We start from the raw sequence: 6259 nt of genomic DNA, 5'->3' as shown, positions 1-6259 counted from the left end.
CACCCAGGAGCCGGACCTCGACGGGGCGGGCGCCGCCGTCGAGGAGACGGCGCCCGCGCCGTCGGCGTCGCCGGGGGAGGCCCCGGCGCCGGAGGCGTCCGACGAGCCGGCGTCCGACGAGCCGGTGCCGGGCGACCGCTGACGCACGGCACGGGGCCCGCCGTCCGGCGGGCCCCGTGCCCCGGTGCGCCGCGCCGGGGGGCCCGGGTTTGACCCCCTCGCCGCGCCGTCCGTACTCTTGCCCCCGGCGCACCACCGGTGCGCCCAGCGCCGTGCGCGCCCCGAGCCCCCGCAGCCGCGGGGGAGCGGTCCCGGTCCGCCAGGTCCTCGCGACCGGGTGGCCGCGCCGGCCGCGACCGAGCAGCAGATGCAGCCGTTCCGCCGGTCCAGGACCGGTCGACGTCAGGAGAGTCCCGTGGTGTACGCGATCGTCCGCGCCGGTGGCCGGCAGGAGAAGGTGTCGGTGGGCAGCGAGCTGCTCATCGACCGGGTCGGCGGCGGCACCCCCGCGGCGGGCACCACGCTCCAGCTGGCGCCCCTCCTGCTCGTCGACGGCGCGACCGTCACGAGCGAGGCCTCCGCCCTGTCCGGCGTCACGGTGACCGCCGAGGTCGTCGACGAGGTCAAGGGCCCCAAGATCACGATCCTGCGGTACAAGAACAAGACGGGCTACCGCAAGCGCCAGGGCCACCGCCAGAAGCACACCCGGGTGCGCATCACCGCGATCGACAGCTGACGGGCGCGGCGGCCCCGCCGCCGCTCTCGCAGCAGCAGCACCGGCGCCCCCGCGGCGCCACCCCCCGACCCACCACCGGAGCCCACCACCGGGGCCCCTCGCCGACGGAGGCACAGCCATGGCACACAAGAAGGGCGCGAGCTCCAGCCGCAACGGCCGCGACTCGAACGCGCAGCGACTCGGCGTCAAGCGCTTCGGCGGCGAGCAGGTCACGGCCGGCTCGATCATCGTGCGCCAGCGCGGCACCCACTTCCACCCGGGCGACAACGTCGGCCGCGGCAAGGACGACACCCTCTTCGCCCTCACGCCCGGCGCGGTCCTCTTCGGCACCCGCCGCGGCCGTCGCACGGTCAACGTCGTGGCCCCCGCCGCGACCGAGGCCGTCGCCGACTGACACCAGCACCACCGCCGCCGGGCGCCCCACCGCAGCACCCAGAGCGGCGCCCCGACCACGGGGCCCGCCGGAGCCAGGAGGCCCCCGTGCCGATGTTCGTGGACCGCGTCGTCCTGCACGTGGCGGGCGGCAGCGGGGGGCACGGCTGCACGTCCGTCCACCGGGAGAAGTTCAAGCCCCTCGGCGGGCCCGACGGCGGCAACGGCGGCCGCGGCGGCAGCGTCCGCCTCGTCGTGGACGCGTCGACGACGACGCTGCTGGAGTACCACCACGCCCCGCACCGCGTCGCCGCCAACGGCCGCCCCGGCATGGGGTCGCACCGCCACGGCGCGGCGGGGGAGGACCTCGTCCTGCGCGTGCCGCCCGGCACGGTGGTCAAGGACGCGGCCGACGGCTCCCTGCTGGCCGACCTCGTGCACGTCGGCACCGACGTCGAGCTGGCCCCCGGCGGCGCCGGCGGCCTCGGCAACGCCGCCCTGGCGACCACCCGCCGCAAGGCGCCCGGCTTCGCGCTGCTCGGCGAGCCCGGCTGGTCGGGCGACGTGGTCCTCGAGCTGAAGTCGCTCGCCGACGTCGCCCTCGTGGGTTTCCCCAGCGCCGGCAAGTCCAGCCTCGTCGGTGCGCTGTCCGCCGCCAAGCCGAAGATCGCCGACTACCCCTTCACCACGCTGGTGCCCAACCTGGGCGTCGTCGTGGCCGGCGACGAGCGCTTCGTCGTCGCCGACGTGCCCGGGCTCGTCGAGGGCGCGAGCGAGGGCAAGGGGCTCGGCCTGCAGTTCCTGCGGCACGTCGAACGCACGGCCGCGATCGTCCACGTCCTCGACTGCGCGACGCTCGAGCCGGGCCGCGACCCGCTGAGCGACCTCGAGACCATCGAGGCCGAGCTGGCCCGCTACGCCGTGGACCTCACGGCCACGGGCGAGCCGGGGCTCCCGCTCGAGGAGCGGCCCGTGCTCGTCGTGCTCAACAAGGTCGACGTGCCCGAGGCGCGCGAGCTGGCCGACTTCGTGCGCCCCGAGCTGGAGGCGCGCGGCCACGAGGTGCTCGAGGTCTCGGCGGCCTCCCGCGAGGGGCTGCGCGAGCTGTCCTTCGCCATGGCCGCGCTCGTGCGCCGGGCCCGGGCCGCCGTCCCCGAGCCGGAGGCGCCCCGCGTCGTCCTGCGCCCGCGGGCCGTCGACGAGACCGGCTTCACGGTCACCCGCGAGGAGGCCGAGGACGCCACCGGCGGCGTGCGCTTCCGCGTGCTCGGGTCCAAGCCGGAGCGGTGGGTCCGTCAGACCGACTTCAGCAACGACGAGGCCGTCGGCTACCTCGCGGACCGCCTCGCGAAGCTCGGCGTCGAGGAGGAGCTCTTCGCGAAGGGGGCGGTCGCCGGCTCCGAGGTCGTCATCGGCGACGACCGCTCGGCGCGCGGCGCCGTCGTCTTCGACTGGGACCCGACCCTCGTCGGCGGCGCGGAGCTCCTCGGCGGTCGGCGGGGCGAGGACCCCCGGCTGCTGGGCGACGACCGTCCGACCCGCGGGGAGCGGCGGCGCCTGCAGGAGGAGCGCAAGGCCGCCCGCGCCACCACGCAGGCCGAGCTGGAGGCCGAGCGGCTCGCCGACCGCCGCGCCGAGCGCGCCGCGCGCGGCGACGGCTGAGCGTGGCCGCGAGCGCGCCGGGGGCCTCCGGCGGGCCGAGCGGCCCGGCGACGCCGGAGGGCGCCTCGTCCGTGCGGTCACGGGCCGACCTCGCCTCGGCGCGCCGCGTCGTCGTCAAGGTCGGCTCGTCGTCCCTCACGACGGCCGCGGGCGGGCTCGACGAAGGCCGGCTGGGCGCGCTCGTCGCCGCGGTGCAGGACGTGCGCGGGCGCGGCGCGGAGGTGGTGCTCGTGTCCTCGGGCGCCATCGCCGCCGGGCTCGCCCCGCTCGGCCTGGACCGTCGCCCCCGGGACCTCGCTACCCAGCAGGCCGCCGCGAGCGTCGGGCAGGGCCTGCTCGTCGCCGCCTACGAGCGCGCGCTCGGACGCTCCGGGACGCCGGTCGGGCAGGTGCTGCTCACGGCGGAGGACGTCGTGCGGCGCGGCCACTACCGCAACGCGCAGCGCACCCTCGAGCGGCTGCTCGGGCTCGGCGTCCTGCCGGTCGTCAACGAGAACGACACCGTGGCGACCGACGAGATCCGCTTCGGCGACAACGACCGGCTCGCCGCCCTCGTGGCGCACCTCGTGCGCGCCGACGCGCTCGTGCTGCTCTCGGACGTCGACGCGCTCCACGACGGCCCGCCCGGGCGCCCCGGCAGCCGGCGGGTGCCGCTCGTCGCGTCCGCCGCCGACCTGGCCGACGTCGTCGTCGGCGGCACCGGCGGCGCGGGCGTCGGCACCGGCGGCATGGCGACCAAGCTCGCCGCCGCGGGCATCGCCACCTCGTCCGGGGTGCCCGTGCTCCTGACGAGCGCGGCGCTGGCGGGCGAGGGCCTCGCGGGCGCGGACGTCGGCACGTGGTTCGCGGCCACGGGGCGCCGTCGCCGCACCCGGCTGCTGTGGCTGGCCCACGCCGCCCGGTCGCGCGGCGCGCTCGTCCTCGACGACGGCGCGGTGCGGGCCGTGCGCGACCGCGGCGCCTCCCTGCTGCCCGCGGGCGTGCGGGAGGTGCGCGGCGAGTTCGAGGCCGGGGACGCCGTCGACCTCGTCGACGGGACCGGCGCCGTGCTCGCGCGGGGCCTCGTCGGCTACGCCGCGGCGGAGGTGCCCGCCCTCCTCGGCCGCTCGACCACCGACCTGGCCCGCGACCTCGGGCCGGGCTGGGACCGCGTGCTCGTGCACCGCGACGACCTCGTGCTCGTCCCGGCGGCTCCCGGGTGAAGGTGGCGTCACCCTCGCCCCGGGGGTGCTCCTGGCGTGGAGGTGGCGCCACCTCCGCCCTCGGCGTCGCCGGGGGACCGGAGGATCAGGCGCCGCGGGCGGCGCGGGCGCGGACGGCGAGGACCGCGAGGGCGTAGGCCTCCTCGACGTCGTCCGCGCGCGAGGAGCGCTCACCGTCCGCGTCGCGGGTGCGCACGACGAAGGCGCCGTCCTCCGGCACCAGGCCCGCGAAGGTGTCGCCGAGCATCTCCCGCAGCTGGCCCTCGCGGGGCAGCCAGACGGCCTGCTCGGCCGCGACGGAGTCCAGGGCCCACTCGGTGGTGCCGTTGAAGCCGAGCACCCGGCCGGTCGCGTGGTCCTGGGCCTCCACGACCATCTCGGACAGGACGAACACGTCGTCGTCCATGCCGCGGTCGGTGATGACGAAGCGGTCGCCGGACGCGGGCTCCCACGCCACGCCGGACGTCGCCAGCGCGCGGGCGGTGGGGACGGAGATCACGGGTGCCTCCCGGGGTCGGTGTCCTCCCGATGCTGCGCCCCGGCGCCCGCGGGGCGCCACCGCGCGGCGGGTCGGGGCCCGGGGCCCTCCCGCATTGGCGCCCCGGGCTAGGGTCGAGCACGAGCCGGTGCCGCCGTGGCCGACGCCGGTGCGCGGAGGGCCACGACGGGGCGGCGACGGGGGTGCGCGGTGGACGGCTGGGGCGACCTGCAGTGGCTGCTCTGGGTGGGCCTGGCGCTGCTGCTGGGCGCCATCGAGGTCTCCTCGCTGGACTTCGTCTTCGGCATGATCGCCGCCGCGGCGCTCGTGGCCGCCCTGGTGGCCGCCCTCGGCGCCGACCTGCCCCTCCAGGTCATCAGCTTCGCCGTCGCCGCCGCGCTGCTGCTCGCCGTCGCCCGCCCCGCGGTGGTCCGCTGGGTCCGGCCGCGGCTGCCCGCCACCTCGACGGGGACGGACGCCAACGTGGGACGCCGCGCGGAGGTCCTCGAGCAGGTCACGGCCCGCGACGGCCGCGTGAAGCTCCGCGGCGAGGTGTGGTCCGCCCGCACCGACGGCGGCGCCCCGCTGCCCGTGGGCGTCGACGTCGAGGTCGTCCGCATCGAGGGCGCCACCGCCGTCGTGCGCGCCCTGCCCACCACCGACCCCGGGCCCGCCGCCGCCGGCCCGAGCGGCCCGACCAGCCCGAGCGCACCGAGCCCCTGGAGCCCCTCGTGATCGGCACCGTCGCCCTGTACGTCGTCCTCCTCCTCCTCGTCGTCTTCGTCGTCGCGACGGTGGTGAAGTCGGTGCGGATCGTGCCGCAGGCGAGCGCGGTCATCATCGAGCGGCTCGGCCGCTACTCGCGGACGCTGGACGCGGGCCTGCACTTCCTCGTCCCCTTCATCGACAAGCCGCGGGCGACGGTCGACCTGCGCGAGCAGGTCGTGTCCTTCCCGCCGCAGCCGGTCATCACCTCGGACAACCTCGTCGTCAGCATCGACTCGGTCATCTACTTCCAGCCCACGGACCCGAAGGCGGCGACCTACGAGATCGCCAACTACATCCAGGGCATCGAGCAGCTCACGGTCACGACCCTGCGCAACGTCGTCGGCTCGCTCGACCTCGAGCAGACGCTGACGAGCCGCGACCAGATCAACGGCCAGCTACGCGGCGTCCTCGACGAGGCGACCGGGCGCTGGGGCGTGCGCGTGAACCGCGTCGAGCTCAAGGCCATCGACCCGCCCGCCAGCGTGCAGGACTCGATGGAGAAGCAGATGCGCGCCGAGCGCGACCGTCGCGCCGCCATCCTCAACGCCGAGGGCGTCAAGCAGAGCCAGATCCTCACGGCCGAGGGCGACAAGCAGTCCTCCGTCCTGCGGGCGGAGGGGCAGGCGCAGGCCGCCATCCTCGAGGCCCAGGGCCGCTCCCGCGCCATCGTCGAGGTCTTCGCGGCCATCCACCGGGGCAACCCGACGCCGAGCCTGCTGGCCTACCAGTACCTGCAGACGCTGCCGCAGATCGCCCAGGGCGACGCCAACAAGGTCTGGATCGTCCCGAGCGAGCTCAACGACGCGCTCAAGGGCGTCGGCGACGTCCTGGGACGGCGCGACGGCGGGGGCCACGACGACGAGCCGCACGAGGTCGACGTCGAGGGCGTGGGCGGCGACCTCGACGCGCCGACGCTGGAGGACCCGGGCGAGGCGCTGCGCCGCGCCCGGGAGGAGGCGCAGGGGGCCACCCGCGAGGCGGCGGACAGCGAGTCGGCCACGCGCCGGGGGCGGCGCGTCCCCGACAGCGGCGGCGACGTGC

General features: G+C 77.2%; 7 protein-coding genes. 6 read left to right on the top strand and 1 reads right to left on the bottom strand.

The window, feature by feature from the left end; translation table 11 throughout:
- Nucleotides 1-418: 418 nt before the first annotated feature.
- From rplU to proB, 4 genes are all read left to right on the top strand, one after another.
- Nucleotides 419-736, top strand: coding sequence for a 50S ribosomal protein L21 (rplU, locus tag HLB09_RS11570; RefSeq protein WP_298804662.1), 318 nt, complete (start codon nucleotides 419-421; stop codon nucleotides 734-736).
- 118 nt (nucleotides 737-854) lie between these two features.
- Nucleotides 855-1130 carry a 50S ribosomal protein L27 gene (rpmA, locus tag HLB09_RS11565; protein ID WP_171203520.1) on the top strand — a complete coding sequence of 92 codons (276 nt, stop codon included), beginning with the start codon at nucleotides 855-857 and terminating at the stop codon, nucleotides 1128-1130.
- A gap of 86 nt (nucleotides 1131-1216) precedes the next feature.
- Nucleotides 1217-2770, top strand: coding sequence for a GTPase ObgE (gene obgE / locus HLB09_RS11560; RefSeq protein ID WP_171203519.1), 1554 nt, complete (start codon nucleotides 1217-1219; stop codon nucleotides 2768-2770).
- Between the two features lie 71 nt (nucleotides 2771-2841).
- Entirely contained in the window at nucleotides 2842-3972 is a 1131-nt protein-coding gene (gene proB / locus HLB09_RS11555) for a glutamate 5-kinase (RefSeq protein ID WP_171203523.1), read from the top strand.
- A gap of 85 nt (nucleotides 3973-4057) precedes the next feature.
- Here the strand turns inward: proB and HLB09_RS11550 are convergent, their stop codons facing one another.
- Complete coding sequence (locus HLB09_RS11550; protein WP_171203518.1) at nucleotides 4058-4471, bottom strand: pilus assembly protein CpaE; 414 nt, start codon at nucleotides 4469-4471, stop codon at nucleotides 4058-4060.
- A gap of 189 nt (nucleotides 4472-4660) precedes the next feature.
- Between HLB09_RS11550 and HLB09_RS11545 the strand changes: the two genes are divergently transcribed.
- Nucleotides 4661-5185 (top strand): NfeD family protein, encoded by a 525-nt coding sequence (locus HLB09_RS11545; RefSeq protein ID WP_212770948.1) that lies wholly within the window; start codon nucleotides 4661-4663, stop codon nucleotides 5183-5185.
- Nucleotides 5182-6259 (top strand): SPFH domain-containing protein (locus HLB09_RS11540; RefSeq protein ID WP_322790147.1); only part of this gene is annotated, 1078 nt, incomplete at its 3' end. The genes HLB09_RS11545 and HLB09_RS11540, both read left to right, overlap by 4 nt.

It is taken from the genome of Pseudokineococcus marinus (genome assembly GCF_013004605.1).
Classification (GTDB): Bacteria; Actinomycetota; Actinomycetes; order Actinomycetales; family Quadrisphaeraceae; genus Pseudokineococcus; species Pseudokineococcus marinus.
This window is presented reverse-complemented; position numbering and strand designations above follow the sequence as displayed.

Coding starts and splice junctions, on each gene's coding strand:
- rpmA (WP_171203520.1), top strand. CDS start 855: ATGGCACACAAGAAGGGCGCGAGCTCCAGCCGCAACGGCCGCGACTCG.